The sequence below is a fragment of the Pseudomonas sp. BJa5 genome, assembly GCF_030272875.2.
In the GTDB taxonomy this organism is placed as follows: Bacteria; Pseudomonadota; Gammaproteobacteria; order Pseudomonadales; family Pseudomonadaceae; genus Aquipseudomonas.
Genome location: NZ_JALRNG020000151.1, coordinates 1 through 269 on the forward strand (window position 1 = coordinate 1; position 269 = coordinate 269).

The window sequence follows — 269 nt, forward strand, 5'->3', positions numbered from 1 at the left end:
AAGTCGAGCAGTTGCCCGGCGCTGTCGGCCAGGAGGTCGAGAATGCCCAGCTCCAGGGCGCGGGCCACAGGCACCTGGGCGCCGCTCAGCATCAACTCCAGCGCTGGCGCTACGCCCACCAGCCGTGGCAGGCGCTGGGTGCCGCCGGCGCCGGGCAGCAGGCAGAGGTTGATTTCCGGCAGGCCGACGTGGGTCTGCGGTTCGCCCACACGGTAGCCGCAGGCCAGCGCCAGATCCAGGCCGCCGCCCAGGGCCAGGCGACCGATGGC

Annotated in this window: 1 protein-coding gene; it reads right to left on the bottom strand. The window is 73.2% G+C overall.

Annotated elements, in window-relative coordinates:
* Positions 1-269, bottom strand: a 269-nt coding sequence (locus M2D63_RS25805) for an enoyl-CoA hydratase-related protein (RefSeq protein WP_285865891.1), incomplete at both ends; no start/stop codon positions are given.